Source organism: Saliphagus sp. GCM10025317 (assembly GCF_042663665.1).
Classification (GTDB): domain Archaea; phylum Halobacteriota; class Halobacteria; order Halobacteriales; family Natrialbaceae; genus Natronosalvus.
Genome location: NZ_JBHTAQ010000007.1, coordinates 1,127,842 through 1,141,849 on the forward strand (window position 1 = coordinate 1,127,842; position 14,008 = coordinate 1,141,849).

A 14,008-nucleotide genomic window follows, 5' to 3' on the forward strand; every position below is an offset into this window, starting at 1 on the left:
AATAGACCGGGTTCGCGTCGATACAGTCAGTTCAGCCGACACGACGGATGGCGCTGTCTCAAAGCCTGACGTTCCAGTAGGAGACTGACATCAGGTGGTCGCTCAGTGGAAGTCGACCGATCGCCCGGTCGATCGTTCGAATCGGCGAGGCGAACGCGTTCGGGATCGCCCGATAGAGTCCGTAGGGGACGAGGAAGTCGTCCTCGACGTCGACCAGTTCGAGAGCGTTTTTCGCCAGCAAGACGCTCACTTCGCTCTTCGAGTACAGTCGCGACCCCATCGGCAGCGCCCAGTTGTAGACGCTTCGCGTGCTGAACCGGTTGAACGTGTCGAAGACGATCCGCTCTCGTGAGACGCGTTTCATTTCGCTCAGGAACGCCGCCGGATCGTTCGCGAGGTGGAAAAAGCGCATCGCGACGACGGTATCGAAGTGATCGTCCGGAAACGGAAGCCGGCCCGCGTCGCCGCGGAGAAACTCGAGCGTTCCCGAGACGTCGGCGACTTTCGCTTTTCGGCGTCCCTGCTGTAACATCGCTGCGGAGATGTCGAGCCCGACGACGTTTGCCCCCTCCTGGGCCAGCATCACCGTGAATCGCCCGGTACCACAGGCGATTTCGAGTACGTCCTGATCCTCGAGCGGGCCGAGCGCGTCGAGGACGGCGGCTTTCTCCCGGCGATCGATCAACTGACCGCCACGCGAGAAGCGCTTCTCGTCGTACTCCTGGGCGATATCGTCGGCCTGGTACCATTCCTGTCCTTTCACACTGGGCGAATCTACACGGGCGGGAGGATAAAACGATACTGGAGTCAGTTCGACAGAACGAGTTTTGTGCCGTGGTACCGTAGTACATAGTATGCCAACGTGCCCGTACTGCAAGCGAACGGTCGAAACGTCGGCGCTCGTTCGTCACGAAACTGGCGACCTCCTGATCGTGCACTGTCCCGACTGCCACGGTGCCCTCGGCACCTACCGGGAACCAGGACGGTTCTGAAATCGCAGCGGGCGACTCGAGCGCGTCTCGGGTCAGTCACCGTTCGTGACCACGCGATCGGGTCGAATCCGCAGAATAACGCGTTCGCCCACTTCCTCGCCGTGGTGCGGGTATTCCTCGCGTTCGAAGTACCGTCGGGTCAACTCGTCGATGTGCTCGACAGCCCCCTCGGCCGTCACGTCCTCGACTTTCCCCCGAATCGAGAGGTACCGGTACGGATCCTCGGGATCGGGAATGGAGACGCCGACCTTTTCGTTCTGGCGAACGTTTCGCTCTTTCTGGCGATTTCGGGCCGTGTTCACGAGGACGTAGCCGTCTTCGTCACGGTCGATCCAGACCGGCGTCACCTGCAGCGTGCCGTCTGGCATGATGGTGGCGAGATGGGCGACGGTTTTCCGTTCGAAGAGGTCCGCGAACGCCGCTGGAATGGACTCCATACGCTCGACTCGAGGCGCCAGGAAAAAGGTCCTCGGGCGCCGGATAGGTATGTGCCTTAAACACCTATTATAATCTCAATTGTTCGTATCCCCATATAGGGAAGGTTTACCACTGCGTCTCGGATCGTGTGTGGTATGAGCATGAGTACCGCTGACGACCATGCCGTAGCCGCCGAGGAGGTTCTCTCCGAGGCCGAATACCGCGACCGCCTCCGCGATCTGCCACCGAGTGCGAAACTCGTCGCGAAGGTCCTCGAATCCGATTCCCCGCTCTCGCAGGGACAACTCGCCGACGAATCGCTCCTGCCCGACCGGACCGTCCGGTACGCGCTCAACCGCCTCGAGGAAGTCGACCTGGTGGACTCGCGGTACAGTTTCCGCGACGCGCGCAAGCAGGTCTACTACCTCCAGCACTGATCGCGAACCCCACTTACGTACCGACTGCGAACTCCACCCTGCCATACTCCCGGTGTCGCTCGCCGACACCGCCATTTTCAGCATCTCCGAGTGCCAACCGTGAATCGATGACGATTACGCGCCACCAGATCCCGGTCTCGACGCAGGCACCCGGCGGCCACACGAACGCCTACGTCGTCGGCGAGGACCCGGCTATTCTCGTCGATCCGGCCGGTCGAACGCCTGACCTCGACCGAACCGTTCGCGAGCGCGGAGTCGGGCACGTCGCGGTCACCCACACTCACCCCGACCACGTCGGCGCCGTCTCGTCGTACGCCGCCGAGCTCGAGGCGACGGTCTGGGCGCGCTACGGACGAGACTCTCGATTCGAGGACGCGACGGGCGTTCGAGCGGACGCCGCCCTCACTCCCGGGGACGTTCTCGAGGTCGGTGGCGGCGCCCTCGAGGTTCTCGACGCCCCCGGCCACGCCTCGGACCATCTCGCGTTCGTCGAGCGAGAAACGGGTGCGGTGATCGTCGGCGACTGCGCCGTCGCTGAAGGGAGCGTCGCCGTCGGCGCCCCCGAGGGCGATATGCGCGCGTATCTGAGTACGCTTCGACGGCTCTATGCTCGAGACCCCTCGCGACTCTATCCGGGACACGGCCCGCCCGTCGAGAACCCGCGCGAACGGCTCGCTGACCTCCTCGAGCGCCGGAAACAGCGCGAGCGGCGCGTCCTCGCGGCCGTCGACGGGGGCGCCCGGGCTATCGACGCGATTCTCGAGGCGGCGTACGACAAACCGCTCGACGGCGTCCAGGATCTCGCTGGCGCGACGGTCGAGGCTCACCTCGAGAAACTCGCCGTCGAGGGGGTGGTGACCTGGGACGGTGAACGGGCCGGTGTGCTGGGTGGAGCTGGAGAGGGAGGGGCAGGGACAGGAAGCCGGGACGCGCGTGACGAGTGACTTATCCCCCGCTGGCGCCACCGACGACACGTATCCGTGAGCAGCGAATCACCGTCGGCGTCGCTCGAGGACGAACTCGAGCGTGCCCGCGCATTGTCGGTCGACGACCTGGCGACGGCCATCGAGTCCATCGGCTTCGAGTGTACTCGCTGTGGCGCGTGTTGTCGAGGACACGGGGAGGACGAACACACTGCGACGGTGTTTCCCGACGAAGTGCGCGAACTCGGCGAATCGAATGACGCATCCCGAGATGCGTTGAGCGACGGTGACGGCGACGACAGCAGCTACGACTGGCGCGACGTCGCCCGCCCGATGCCCTACGGCCTGACCGAGGGGCTGGACGGACTCGAGGGCGAGACCTTCGAGTGGGCGCTCCAGACCGACGACTGCGGAGACTGTACGTTCTACACCGAGGACAACGGCGTCGGCGCCTGTACCGTCCACGAGGATCGCCCGTTGATCTGTCAGACATACCCGTTCAGCGTTGCACTCGCGGGAACCAGCCAGCCGATGGGCGACGCCGTCGACGAGGCCGGGATCGTCCGTGCGCACGAGTGCGAAGGGCTCGGTCGCGATATTTCGAGGGGCGAGGCCGAAGACCTCGCTCGCGCGCTGAAAACTCGGGCCGTTCGCGAACTCGAGGAGGCGATTGCGGTCGTCGAGAACTACGCGCCCGCGGACGCAGACGCTGACCAGGCAGTCGTCGTCCACGATTCGGAGGGGGCGAAACGGCCGGACGGGAGCCGACTCGAGGACGAGTAACCGGAACCACGGTAGGACGGTGTCGCTCGATGCCGAGTGCGATCCGCTGACGGCAGGTCATTGGCAATCGCTCGCCGATGTTAATCGATATTTGACGGTGATAACCGATAACTGGTGGCCAGCAGCTGGTAGCCGGCGGCTGGTAGGCAATAGCTGGTAGCCGACCGGAACCTTGAACGGGACGTGATCTCGAGAAAAGCGATCAGAAGGTCTCCTCGATAATCTCGCCGACGGCGAAATTCGACTTGACTTCGCTGACCTCGATCTTCACGCGGTCACCAACGTCTGCACCGGGGACGATGATGACGTACCCGCGTTCGACGCGAGCGATTCCGTCGCCTTGCTTGCCGATGTCTTCGATTTCGACGTAGCGGGTTTCGCCGACGTCGACCGGTGGTTGTGGTTCCGACGGCGAGGTCGTTCGTGACGACGCCGTCCCCGAGCCGTTTGCACCAGTCCCGGTTCCGGTTCCAGTTCCGGTCCCACTCGCGCCGCTCGCGGTTCCAGCGTCGGTATCGACGCTCGAGGCCGCGCGTTCGCGCGAGATAAGTGCGACGCGGAACACCTCTCCGGGTTCGACGTCCCCCGTTTCGATTTCCTGACGCGGTATTTCGATGACGTAGCGGTCGTCCTCTTCCGATACTTCTGTGCTAAACAGACACAGGAGTTTTTCAGATATTTCCACAGGTAGACCCTCGATTTCAGTCTGCATCGCATGTGTAATAGTACTACCGACCGATATTGCCCAATTACGGACTCGATTGGCCCGAAATGCCCTCGATTCGGGCTGACCGTCAGTCCAGTGCCGGGGGCTGAGAGAGGGTCGCGAACATCGAGACGTCGACCGCTGACTCGAGGTCGGGCATCGATTCGTGCGGTCGATCGACGATGATGTCGCCCGCGGTGCGGTCGCCGATGCCGGGGATCGCCGTCAGTTCGTCCATCGACGCCGCGTTGAGGTCGAGCGGGTACGGGACGCCCGTGACGGATCGGTAGCCGTGATCGACGACAGCCACGTCGATCGTCGATCCCAGCGGGCGCTCGCCGGGAATGCCGACCAGGAGGGGATAGGTCCCCAGCTGGCGGCCGAACGTGTGGCCGTCCTGGTGGTACTCGAGGTGGACGTCCGACAGCACGGTGCCGGCCGGCGCGACGCGCTCGAGCATCGGGTTGTCGACGGTCTCGCGGACCTCGCGCTTGTACCGCTTGAACAGCTTCTTGTGCTCCCTGGCAATCGAAGCCCCGGTGTCTGACATCTCGGTGCCGTCGAAGGCCATTACCTGTCTGATGTTCACTCGTCGGAGCATCAGCCCCTCGTCGTAGACCTGCCGGAGGAACTCGAGGTTGTGTTCGTAGGTCTCCTCGCGTTCCTCCAGCAGACCGTGGAGCAAGTTGATGCCGGGGAGAAGTTTCGGAAGGTGGGGCGGCTTCGCGTCGAGGTCGGCCGGCAGCGAGGGGCCGCTCCCCGGCTGTTCGCCGGGCCGCCAGCCGCCTTCCTCGTTGACGACGCGAACGGCCTCGAGACACTCCTCGGCAGTGACGTTGAGGTTGTTCGCCTCCTGGACCACCGGGTCCGCGGACTCGAGACCGAACGCGGCCGTGTCGCCGGGTGTGTTGTGCTCGGCGATGATCCGAATCCCCTCCCGCGAGGCCTCGGGCCAGTTCGCGATGGTGATCGGATTCATGTTGTCGAGGTGGAGTGTCTCGAGGTCAGGAGCCACTTCCCGGATCCCACCGTAGAGCGCCCGGAGGGCGTCGGGGTTCGGGGCCTCCCCGTCGCCGCCGTAGGCGAGGATGTCGGCCTGCCGGCCGAGGCGGAAGTGTTTCACGCCGTAGTCGGAGAGCGCGTCGACCTCGTCGACCACGGAGTCGGGCGGCCGGAACGAGGGGTTGCCGTACAGCGGCTCCGTGCAGAACGAACACCGGTAGGCACAGCCCCGTGAAGTCTCGAGTTCGCAGATGAGGTAGTTGGGATGGTTCGGGTGCTGTTCGACGATGAACGCACCTTTCCGGGCCCACCGCGTGACTTCCGGGACGTCGCGCATCCGGTTGTTGAAGCCCTCGAGGCCGCTCTCGAGGAGGTCGTAGACGGCGGCCTCGACGTCGCCTTTGGCCACGAAGTCGAAGTCCAGGTCCTGGCGCTCGGTCTCGGTCGCCCCCTCGTTGGCGTCGCCGACGCCGAATTTGACGGGGCCGCCCATCAGGCTCGTGCCGCCGGCCGTCCAGGCCAGTTTCCGGACCTCGTCGGGTTCGGCGGGCGTTCCGCCGACGTACTTGCCGGGGACGGTCATCCCGCCGAGGTAGATCAGGAGGTCGGCCTCGTCGACGTCCCGCCAGCGGTCGGGAACCTCGCGCAGGCCGTCGATCGTGTGGTAGGTGATGTGCTCGGGCGGAACGCCGGCGTCGACGAGCGCCCCGGCCGTGTACCGCGGGTACGTCGACACGTACGGCGGGACCCCGAAGTGAGCCGGTTCGTCGACGTAGCCGTCGACGATGGTCACCGCGAGCGTTTCGGGGTCGGTCATGGCTCGAGGTAGCGCCTCGAGGCGTAAAACCGTGACTGTCCGCGGGTCGCGTTCGGCTGCGGCGTCCGTGATCGCCCGAACGCGACGGTGACCGTTCCGGCGTTCGTGATCCCCCCGACGAGAGGGTAGCTCACTCGCCTCCGGTGCCGCGAACCGTGCTTTGATACCGCTGCCCGCGCTACCGTGGCGTATGCCACCGACGAAGGAGATCGCGTGCACGGACGAGGACTGCTTCCTCGACATGTTCGAGAACCACTACACCTACGACGTCCCCGAAGACCACGGCGTTGGCGACCTTTCGTGTCCGGTCTGTGGGGGGACCGACTGTCTCGAGGAGATCGAACTATAATCACTCTCAGAGTTTCTCGTCACGTCAACGACCCGGACACTGTCTGACGTTTATTTAGCAAATCCAAAAAGAATAACAAGGTGGACGTGGTAGCGGTATACAGGGGAGCCCTCCCACCCGTACAGGCCGCCCATCCCACTCCCCGCGAGGTGACAACAAGTGAGTCTCAGATCGCTGCGCGAAACCGTCGGTGACACGCTCTACCGTCAGGTCGGTCGCGCACGCAGCCACGTCCAGAAGCACCGTTCGCTACCCGTCGACGTCCTCGAGAGCGAGGAGTCGTATCTCGTCGTCTTCGACGCCGCCGGTGCCGAACCCGGGGACCTGCAGGTCCGGTACATCGACGGCACCGTCAAGGTACGAGTCGAGCGCTATCGAGCGTACCACGACGGCTTCGAGATGCGCTTTCCCGGTCGCGGGATGACCCTCGACGGCGAAACGACCCTGCCCGACGACGCGCTCGTCAACCCCGACGCCGGTACCGCGACGCTCACCGACGTCGGCACCCTGCAGATCACGATTCCGAAGGAGGGCTCTATCGACAGCGACGGGGCCGAGGAAGCCCCGGCGGACGCCGAAGACGACTCGCTCGAGGGGAATCCCGACACTATGGCGCCGTCGGATCTCAAGCCGGGCGCCGAGCAGGTCGTCGTCGACGACTAACGCGCTCGTCCGAACGCAGGTATCGAAGCTGCCCGCTGCCGTTTTTCACTGCATCGATCGAGAACCGTCCTCGACCGCAGTAGTCACGATCGTCGACTCGGCTTTCCGGAGGTGCTCGGCCGCGGTGCTCGGCGCACACTCGAGCGCCGCGGCTATCTTTCGGTGATCGGTTTCGCGCGGGACCTCGTAGTAGCCGAGTTCGATCGCGGTTCGAATCGCTTCGCGCTGCCGTTCGCTGAGTCGCGTTTCGACGGCCGGAGCAGTCGCGCGCAACCCACCGATCCCCCCGACGGTTACGTCGATCGGATCGGGGACGGCCTCGATGGCCGCCTGTATCTCGGCGTCCGGGCCGAATATCGAGAACGCCACCGAGCCGTCTTCGCGATAGCGGATCGGCGGGATGACGACCAGTCCACCCTGCGTCACGGGGTCGAACAACTCGCCAAGCGCGTCGGTCGTGTCGTCTCTGACGTAGACGTAGAACGCGTCGACGCCGTCGCGCACGAGGTCGTAATCAAGGACCTCCGGAACGTCCGCGACCGTCGCCTCGAAGGCGTCGGCATCGCCCAGGGCGTAGTGAAGGATGCCCAGCGCGTCGCCCGTAAAATTCCACTGGAGGGCGACTGCCCGATCGACGAAGGGGGCGTTGGCCCACAGGTCGTACATTGGATGGATCTCCCCCTCGCGGCCGTGGGCGGTGATGCGGACGCGAACGTGCTTCATGCGACGCTATCGACCGACGCTCGACTTAAACCCCCCGTGCGCATCCGGCGACAGCGTTTCGTCTCGCCGGCGCGACCGTTCGTCTCATGAAGGTGTTTATCACGGGTGCCACGGGCGTTCTCGGTCGTCGGCTCGTCGAACGGTTCGCGGAGCGCGATCACGAGGTCGTCGGGCTGGCCAGGGACGGCGCTGGCGAACGCATCGTCGAGCGTCGCGGAGGAACCCCACGACGGGGGGACGTCCTCGAGCCAAAGTCGCTCGAGCGTGCCATCGACGACGACGTCGAGGTGCTCATTCACGCCGCGACGGCTATCCCAGGTTCGACCAGGCCGACCGACGAGGAGTGGGCCAGAAACGACCGCGTGCGACTCGAGGGAGTGAGGAACCTGCTCGAGGCCAGCCCGTCCTCGCTTCGGCAGGTGCTCTTTCCAAGCGTCGTCTGGGTCGCTCGACAGCCCGACGGCTCTCAGTTCGACGAGACGGCCGACCGCCACCCCGACCGAGCGACCCGATCGGCCGCCGAGGTGGAGGACCTCCTCGAGCGACGCGCCAATACGGACGGCTTCGACGTGGCAATCCTCCGGTGCGGGTTCTTCTACGCCCCCGATGCGAGGGATACGCGCTCCTGGGCCGAAGGTCTGCTCGAGGGCAGGCTCCCGATCGTCGGCGGCGGTTTGCTCGGTCGACGGGACGCCGAACTCTCGTTCGTCCACGCCGACGATGCGGCTGCGGCGTTCGTCGCGGCCGTCGCCGCCGAAGCGAGCGGGCGCTACCACGTCGTCGACGACGAACCGGCCACCGGCGCCGCGTTCTTCGAGACGTTTGCGGCGCTGTTGGGAGCCGGGAAGCCGCGTCGAATTCCGGGGTGGCTCGCCCGAGTGTTCGTCGGGGAGGTCACCGTCAGAATGATGACCAGTCCGATGCCGACGACGAACGCGAAGGCGAAGCGCGAACTCGGCTGGGAGCCGGAGCATTCAACCCACCGAGACGGCCTGAAGCAGGTCATCGAGACCTGGGAGTCCGACGGAACGCTCGCCGAACTCGGTGTGGAACTCGGGGCGAAACCAGGACCGAGGGGCGAGAAGGTCGCCTGAGAACTCCTACCTGCAGTCCGAGAAACGGGTTAGTCCTCGTCGAATTACCGCGGTTCGTCCTCGATGGTCATTCCCTCGACGACGTCGAACAATTCGGTTCCCGAAAATCGGGTGGGATCGAACGCGTCGATTCCCTCGCCACCGAGGATTTCGTCCGCGATTCTGGCGCCGATGTCCGGCGCGCGCATGAAGCCGTGACCCTGGAACCCCGTCGCCACGTACAGGCCGTCGTGGCGTTCGCCCACGAGCGGGTCCCCATCGGGCGTCGCGGTGCAGACGCCGGCCCAGGCGCGAGTGGTCTTCGCCCCATCCAGTTCGGCCTCGGGAAACCGGTGGGCGACGCGCTCGCACAGTTCGTCGGCGAATCCGGGGTTCGCTCCTCGCTCGTAGTCGTCGGGATCGATCTCGCGTTCCTCGGTGCCGTTGCCCGCGAGGAGTCCGTCCGGATGCGGGCGGGCGTAGAAGCCATTCGTCGCGTCGTAACACATCGGCTCCGGGAGGTCCCCGGTCGCCGTCATCGCCTGGACGCGGTAGGGCTTCATCGCGATGGGGAGTCCCGCCGCCTCGAGGATGGCCTTCGTGTGCCCGCCGGCGGCGACCAGGACGGCGTCGAACTCGCGTTCCGTGCCCTCTCCCTCGGGAACCACACGCGGCGGATCGACGCGAACCTCGACCGGGGTGTCCGTCTCGATGGACGCGCCGGCGCCGCTGGCCGCGGCGGCGAGACAGGCCGTGTACCGAGCCGGATCAGTGTAGCCCGCGGCCCCGGCGATGCCGGCGACGGCGACGTCGTCGGTTCGCAGGTTCGGGAAGCGCTCGGCGAGTTCGTCGGAGCCGACCTCGAGGGCCACCACCCCTCGAGACTGCATCGCCTCGATCCCCTCCCGGATGTGTGCTGCTCGCCGCTCGTCGCCCTGGCGGGCGAGCCAGACGTACGGACACTCCACGAAGGGGAAGGTGTCGTCGCTCGAGAGCGACCGGAAGCGCTCGATCGCCGCCGCGCCGATTTCGGCGTCGAGGTCGTCGGCGAACGCGTTGTAACAGACGCCGGCGGCGCGGCCGCTCGAGCCGCTGGCGACCTGTCCCTTCTCGTACAGGGTGACGTCGGCGCCCTCGCTTGCCAGGTCGTAGGCGGCCGTCACGCCCACGGCGCCGGCGCCGACGACGGCGACCTCGAGGCCGGCGCCGCGGTCGACGAAGGCGTCGGCGCCGACGGCGAGTTCGGGGGTCGTTTCAGGTACCTCGTTTTTCGCGTTACCGCGTCCGTTCCCCCTCATACGTGATCCGCGGGCCAGCAGTCCTCGAGCGACCGCTCGGCCAGCCAGTCGATCAGCGCGTGGAGTTCGTCGCTGGCGGCCTCGAACAGCCGTTCGCCCTTCTCTGGGTCGGCCTGGGTCGGCTTCCCAACGGCGCCCGTTTCCGAGAAGTCGATGGTGTCGAAGCCGACGTTCGCGCCGTGGACCGCCTCGCCCCAGCCCTCGCTGGCGCCCGATTCGGCCTCCTCGAGTCGGTTCGGTCGGATCAGGTCCTCGCGGACGTGCCAGAGGACGCTCGACTCCATGGCATCGGCGTGGCCGCCGTTCTCGTCGAAGAGGTCGTCGGCGAGGTCGCCCACGCCGTCCCACCAGTTCCACGGCGGCGTGAAGGCCGTCTCCTGGTCTCGGAGCGTGCGGGCGACCCGGTTTAGCGCCGCCGAGTTCCCGCCGTGGCCGTTGACCACGACGGCCTTCCGGACGCCGTGTTCGGCGACGCTCGAAAGCGTTTCCCGAACGTAGCGCTCGAAGGTTTCCTCGGCGACGTAGAGCGTCCCGTCGAACTGGCGGTGATGGACGGAGACGCCGACCGGTACGGTCGGGAGTACGACGGCGTCCTCGCGGTCGGCGGCCGTCCGGGCGAACGCTTGCGCGGCCATGTGGTCCATGCCCAGCGGCAGGGCCGGGCCGTGCTGTTCGGTGCTCCCGGTCGGGAGGACGGCGACCTCGGCGGCCTCGAGCGCGTCGGCGGCCACCGTGGTCGTCTGTTCGGCGAGCAGTGTCATGTGCCACCGTGGGCGTCCGGGACACTTACGTGTAGGTGGTTTCTCGCTGAAACGTCGGCTCGTGCCGAACCGTCGAAAGTGGATTTGGGCCGAGAATCACTCGAGCAGCGACTCGAGTCCCTGGGCCGGATAGCCGACGACCGTGGTCGCGCCCGCCTCCCGGAGCGCGTCCGTCCGCTGGGCAACCTCGCGTTCGGTTCCCACGAGGGCGTAGTCGTCGGCGGCGGCCAGCAGCACTTCCCGCGCTCGACCGCTCGCCGTCGAATCGACGGATGCGCCCTCGGGCAGCGCTCGCGAGACGGGCCGGCGCCTCGAGATGTAGGCCCCGACCGCGTCCAGGACGGCGTCCTCGTCGTCGGTGAGGACCGTCGGCGCGTAGACGGCGATTTCGCCCGCAAAGCCGGCCGCGCGGATGGCCCGGAGCTCGCGCTCGGTCGTCCGCGAGAGCAGGTCGTACTGGGTCGCGCCGGTCGCCATCGCGACGCGCTCGACGCTCTCGGTGCCGACCCAGGCCTCCGGTGTGGCCTGAAGGGCGGCCCCGAGACGTGGGGCGACCGCCCGCTCGCGTTCGGCTTCGGTCAGGTAGGCCGGGTGACCGGCGACGAAGACGCGGCCGACGGTTTCCGGTAGCGCCGAGAGCAGGGAGTCATCCCCCAGCGGGTCGAACCCGTCGGCTCGGACCGGCGCCGTGACCCGCACGTCGGCCGTCCGGGCGAGTGCCTCGAGGGCCTCGGCACTCGGCAGGTGGTCTCGTCCCTCGTAGTCGACGGCGATCGTGTCGACGGGGACGTCTCGGGCGTCCAGGACGTCACACTCGGCGGGTTTGACGGCGATGCCGTCGAGGCCCGCTCGCGCGACGGCGGCGCTGCTCGTCAGCATCGGCGATCACCCTGTTCGACGGCGCAGTAACTAGAATACACGCGGAACTCGATCCATCGTCTGTGCGACCATGTGCTCGGTCCTGGGCGGTACGCGAGCAAAAAGGTGGCGCTCCGCGCAATTGCGACCGCGAACCCGCGCGCCAACGTGAGTGGACGCTGCGGAGATTTTGGTGCCGGGCTCGAGCCGCCTCGAGAGGCAGATCCGACGACGAACTTATTACTATGAAATATATAGTATAGTACGAGACAGACTGCTAGAGCAGAGTCGTTGGGCGTCGAGAATCGAGAGAAGCAGACGGCCCCCGAGAAAGGGCAAGACAGATACGAAACGCGTCCAAACCTCCGACAATGGCCACCGCAACCGCGACCGCGAAACGGCGGATCAGGAACAACCCGCTCCGGGCGACGATCCTCCTGACGGTCGTCGGCTACGGGCTCGTCCTGGGAACGTTCCTGCTCGACCTCCCCATCTACCCCGACCTGACGAATGCACAGGTGAACGTCTTCTCGAGCGTCATTGCACTTATCAACGCGACGACGACGGTGTTTCTCGCCGCTGGCTGGTACTGGATTCGTAACGGCGAGGTCGAGAAGCACCGCCTGGCGATGATGACCGCGTTCGCGCTCATCCTCCTCTTCCTCGTGGTCTACCTGATCCGGGTGGGCGGCGGCGGGACCAAGTCTTTCGTCGGTCCAGACCTCGTGCGGACCGTCTACCTGCTCATGCTCGCGATCCACATCCTGCTGTCGATCGTCGCCGTGCCGCTGGTGCTCTACGCGCTGTTACTCGGGTTGACGCACACCCCCGCGGAACTGCGCCGGACGGCCCACGCTCGAGTCGGACGATTCGCCGCCGGCTCGTGGCTCCTGAGCCTCGTTCTCGGCGTTGTCACCTACCTATTGCTCGACCACGTCTACAGTTACGAGTTTAGCTGGCTGGTCGTCGGTTGATCGCCGACTGACCGCTGACAGTCGGTTCGCGCACTCGAGTCGTCGCCTCGAGCAATCGTCGACCGGATAGCGGGTTCGACAGTGGGCATTGTCACGCGATCCTTTGACGGATGTCGGCGTTGTGAAAGGAGGTATGCAATGGCTGTACCTCGGTCTCGGCGCCGCTCTCCTGATCGCGGTTATCGTCGACATCATCTGGACGACCCTCTGGGTCGACGGCGGCGCCGGCCCGCTCTCAAGGCATCTGACGACGGGCACCTGGCGGATACTTCGCGTCGTGGGTCGGAGCCGGCCGCGAGCACTCAGCACGGCCGGTCCGCTAATCCTCACGCTCACGCTCGCCATGTGGATCGGCCTCCTCTGGGCCGGCTGGACGTTTCTCTTCGCCGGCGGCGACGTCGCCCTCGTGAGTACACGCAACGGGAATCCGGCGGACTGGGCGGGGCGGCTCTACTACGTCGCCTACACGATGTTCACCAGCGGCAACGGCGACTACGCGCCGACCTCGAGTACCTGGGAGATCGCGAGTTCGTTCACGACGGCGACGGGGATGGCGCTCGTCACCCTCGGCGTCTCCTACGTGATCACGGTTCTGGGCGCCGTCTCCTCAAAGCGATCGTTCGCCAGCGACGTCACGGGGCTGGGGAACAGCAGCGAGGAATTCGTCAGGGCGGGGTGGGACGGCGACTCCTTCGAGGGTCTCGAGCGCCCCCTCGAGTCGCTCGCGACGCAGTTGAGTCTGCTGGCCGAACAGCACAAGTCCTACCCGATCTTACACTACTACCACAGCGAGCAGGGAGGTCGGGCTTCCGCGATGGCAGTGCCGATTCTGGACGAGGCGCTCACGCTGCTTCGCCACGCCGTCGAGGCGGAGAACCGACCAAACCAGACGGTTCTCACTCACGCCCGCTCGAGTACGGACGACTACCTCGAGACGCTCGACTCGGCGTTCATCGAGCCAACGGAGGAACTCCCGCCGCCGCCGGATCTCGACCGCCTGCGCGAGGCTGGGATCGACACGGTCTCGAACGACGACTTCGAGCAAACCCTCGAGGAATCCGAAACGCGGCGCCGGCACCTTCTGGGTGTCGTCAGGGCCGACGCCTGGTACTGGCCGCCGGTCGAAGGAGAGGAGGAGTGACTCGAGGCGCTCGGAAGTGCCGCCGCTCCCTCCGCGGTGGAGACTCACGTCCGGTGGCGACTTTTTGTCCCGGCTCGTCGAGGGGGACTCC

18 protein-coding genes are annotated in these 14,008 nt (G+C 66.1%); 9 read left to right on the plus strand and 9 right to left on the minus strand.

Annotated elements, in window-relative coordinates:
• Positions 1-58: 58 nt before the first annotated feature.
• Positions 59-763: a class I SAM-dependent methyltransferase gene (locus tag ACFQS4_RS20130; protein WP_500195920.1), complete on the minus strand. Its 705-nt coding sequence runs from the start codon at positions 761-763 to the stop codon at positions 59-61.
• Positions 764-854: 91 nt separating this feature from the next.
• Between ACFQS4_RS20130 and ACFQS4_RS20135 the strand changes: the two genes are divergently transcribed.
• Positions 855-992: a thioredoxin domain-containing protein gene (locus tag ACFQS4_RS20135; protein WP_254157691.1), complete on the plus strand. Its 138-nt coding sequence runs from the start codon at positions 855-857 to the stop codon at positions 990-992.
• A gap of 32 nt (positions 993-1,024) precedes the next feature.
• Here the strand turns inward: ACFQS4_RS20135 and ACFQS4_RS20140 are convergent, their stop codons facing one another.
• Positions 1,025-1,429 (minus strand): PPOX class F420-dependent oxidoreductase, encoded by a 405-nt coding sequence (locus tag ACFQS4_RS20140; RefSeq protein WP_500195923.1) that lies wholly within the window; start codon positions 1,427-1,429, stop codon positions 1,025-1,027.
• 135 nt (positions 1,430-1,564) lie between these two features.
• Here ACFQS4_RS20140 and ACFQS4_RS20145 point away from each other — a divergent pair, with 135 nt between their 5' ends.
• The 3 genes from ACFQS4_RS20145 (at position 1,565) to ACFQS4_RS20155 (ending at position 3,552) form a co-directional block, all read left to right on the plus strand.
• On the plus strand, positions 1,565-1,846 hold the full coding sequence (locus ACFQS4_RS20145; protein WP_500195926.1) for a MarR family transcriptional regulator: 282 nt from the start codon (positions 1,565-1,567) through the stop codon (positions 1,844-1,846).
• A gap of 107 nt (positions 1,847-1,953) precedes the next feature.
• On the plus strand, positions 1,954-2,790 hold the full coding sequence (locus ACFQS4_RS20150) for an MBL fold metallo-hydrolase (protein ID WP_500195929.1): 837 nt from the start codon (positions 1,954-1,956) through the stop codon (positions 2,788-2,790).
• Positions 2,791-2,826: 36 nt separating this feature from the next.
• The gene (locus tag ACFQS4_RS20155; RefSeq protein ID WP_500195933.1) at positions 2,827-3,552 is read left to right on the plus strand and encodes a YkgJ family cysteine cluster protein; all 726 of its coding nucleotides are present in this window, start codon (positions 2,827-2,829) and stop codon (positions 3,550-3,552) included.
• Positions 3,553-3,754: 202 nt separating this feature from the next.
• Here ACFQS4_RS20155 and ACFQS4_RS20160 read toward each other — a convergent pair whose 3' ends face one another.
• From ACFQS4_RS20160 to ACFQS4_RS20170, 3 genes are all read right to left on the minus strand, one after another.
• Positions 3,755-4,237 (minus strand): TRAM domain-containing protein, encoded by a 483-nt coding sequence (locus ACFQS4_RS20160; protein WP_500195936.1) that lies wholly within the window; start codon positions 4,235-4,237, stop codon positions 3,755-3,757.
• Between the two features lie 109 nt (positions 4,238-4,346).
• Positions 4,347-6,077 carry a radical SAM protein gene (locus ACFQS4_RS20165; protein ID WP_500195938.1) on the minus strand — a complete coding sequence of 577 codons (1,731 nt, stop codon included), beginning with the start codon at positions 6,075-6,077 and terminating at the stop codon, positions 4,347-4,349.
• Positions 6,074-6,211, minus strand: a complete 138-nt coding sequence (locus ACFQS4_RS20170; protein WP_500195940.1) for a hypothetical protein — start codon at positions 6,209-6,211, stop codon at positions 6,074-6,076. The genes ACFQS4_RS20165 and ACFQS4_RS20170 overlap by 4 nt, the downstream gene beginning before the upstream one ends.
• 56 nt (positions 6,212-6,267) lie before the next feature.
• On the opposite strand from ACFQS4_RS20170, the gene ACFQS4_RS20175 reads away from it, so the two are divergent.
• Both ACFQS4_RS20175 and ACFQS4_RS20180 read left to right on the plus strand, forming a co-directional pair.
• Positions 6,268-6,426, plus strand: coding sequence for a DUF7559 family protein (locus ACFQS4_RS20175; protein ID WP_500195942.1), 159 nt, complete (start codon positions 6,268-6,270; stop codon positions 6,424-6,426).
• A 159-nt stretch (positions 6,427-6,585) separates the two neighbouring features.
• Positions 6,586-7,089 carry an Hsp20/alpha crystallin family protein gene (locus tag ACFQS4_RS20180; RefSeq protein WP_500195946.1) on the plus strand — a complete coding sequence of 168 codons (504 nt, stop codon included), beginning with the start codon at positions 6,586-6,588 and terminating at the stop codon, positions 7,087-7,089.
• 45 nt (positions 7,090-7,134) lie between these two features.
• Here ACFQS4_RS20180 and ACFQS4_RS20185 read toward each other — a convergent pair whose 3' ends face one another.
• Positions 7,135-7,812 carry a helix-turn-helix domain-containing protein gene (locus ACFQS4_RS20185; RefSeq protein ID WP_500195949.1) on the minus strand — a complete coding sequence of 226 codons (678 nt, stop codon included), beginning with the start codon at positions 7,810-7,812 and terminating at the stop codon, positions 7,135-7,137.
• Positions 7,813-7,898: 86 nt separating this feature from the next.
• Between ACFQS4_RS20185 and ACFQS4_RS20190 the strand changes: the two genes are divergently transcribed.
• Positions 7,899-8,906: an NAD-dependent epimerase/dehydratase family protein gene (locus ACFQS4_RS20190; RefSeq protein ID WP_500195951.1), complete on the plus strand. Its 1,008-nt coding sequence runs from the start codon at positions 7,899-7,901 to the stop codon at positions 8,904-8,906.
• A gap of 44 nt (positions 8,907-8,950) precedes the next feature.
• Here ACFQS4_RS20190 and ACFQS4_RS20195 read toward each other — a convergent pair whose 3' ends face one another.
• From ACFQS4_RS20195 to ACFQS4_RS20205, 3 genes are all read right to left on the minus strand, one after another.
• Positions 8,951-10,183, minus strand: coding sequence for an NAD(P)/FAD-dependent oxidoreductase (locus tag ACFQS4_RS20195; RefSeq protein WP_500195953.1), 1,233 nt, complete (start codon positions 10,181-10,183; stop codon positions 8,951-8,953).
• A complete protein-coding gene (locus ACFQS4_RS20200) occupies positions 10,180-10,944 on the minus strand; it encodes a creatininase family protein (protein ID WP_500195956.1) in 765 nt (254 codons plus the stop codon). Before ACFQS4_RS20200 ends, ACFQS4_RS20195 begins: the two co-directional genes overlap by 4 nt.
• Positions 10,945-11,040: 96 nt before the next feature.
• Positions 11,041-11,823, minus strand: coding sequence for a DUF7388 family protein (locus tag ACFQS4_RS20205; RefSeq protein WP_500195958.1), 783 nt, complete (start codon positions 11,821-11,823; stop codon positions 11,041-11,043).
• Between the two features lie 350 nt (positions 11,824-12,173).
• Here ACFQS4_RS20205 and ACFQS4_RS20210 point away from each other — a divergent pair, with 350 nt between their 5' ends.
• Positions 12,174-12,776, plus strand: a complete 603-nt coding sequence (locus ACFQS4_RS20210; RefSeq protein ID WP_500195960.1) for a DUF420 domain-containing protein — start codon at positions 12,174-12,176, stop codon at positions 12,774-12,776.
• Positions 12,777-12,909: 133 nt separating this feature from the next.
• A complete protein-coding gene (locus ACFQS4_RS20215; RefSeq protein ID WP_500195962.1) occupies positions 12,910-13,917 on the plus strand; it encodes an ion channel in 1,008 nt (335 codons plus the stop codon).
• Positions 13,918-14,008: the final 91 nt, after the last annotated feature.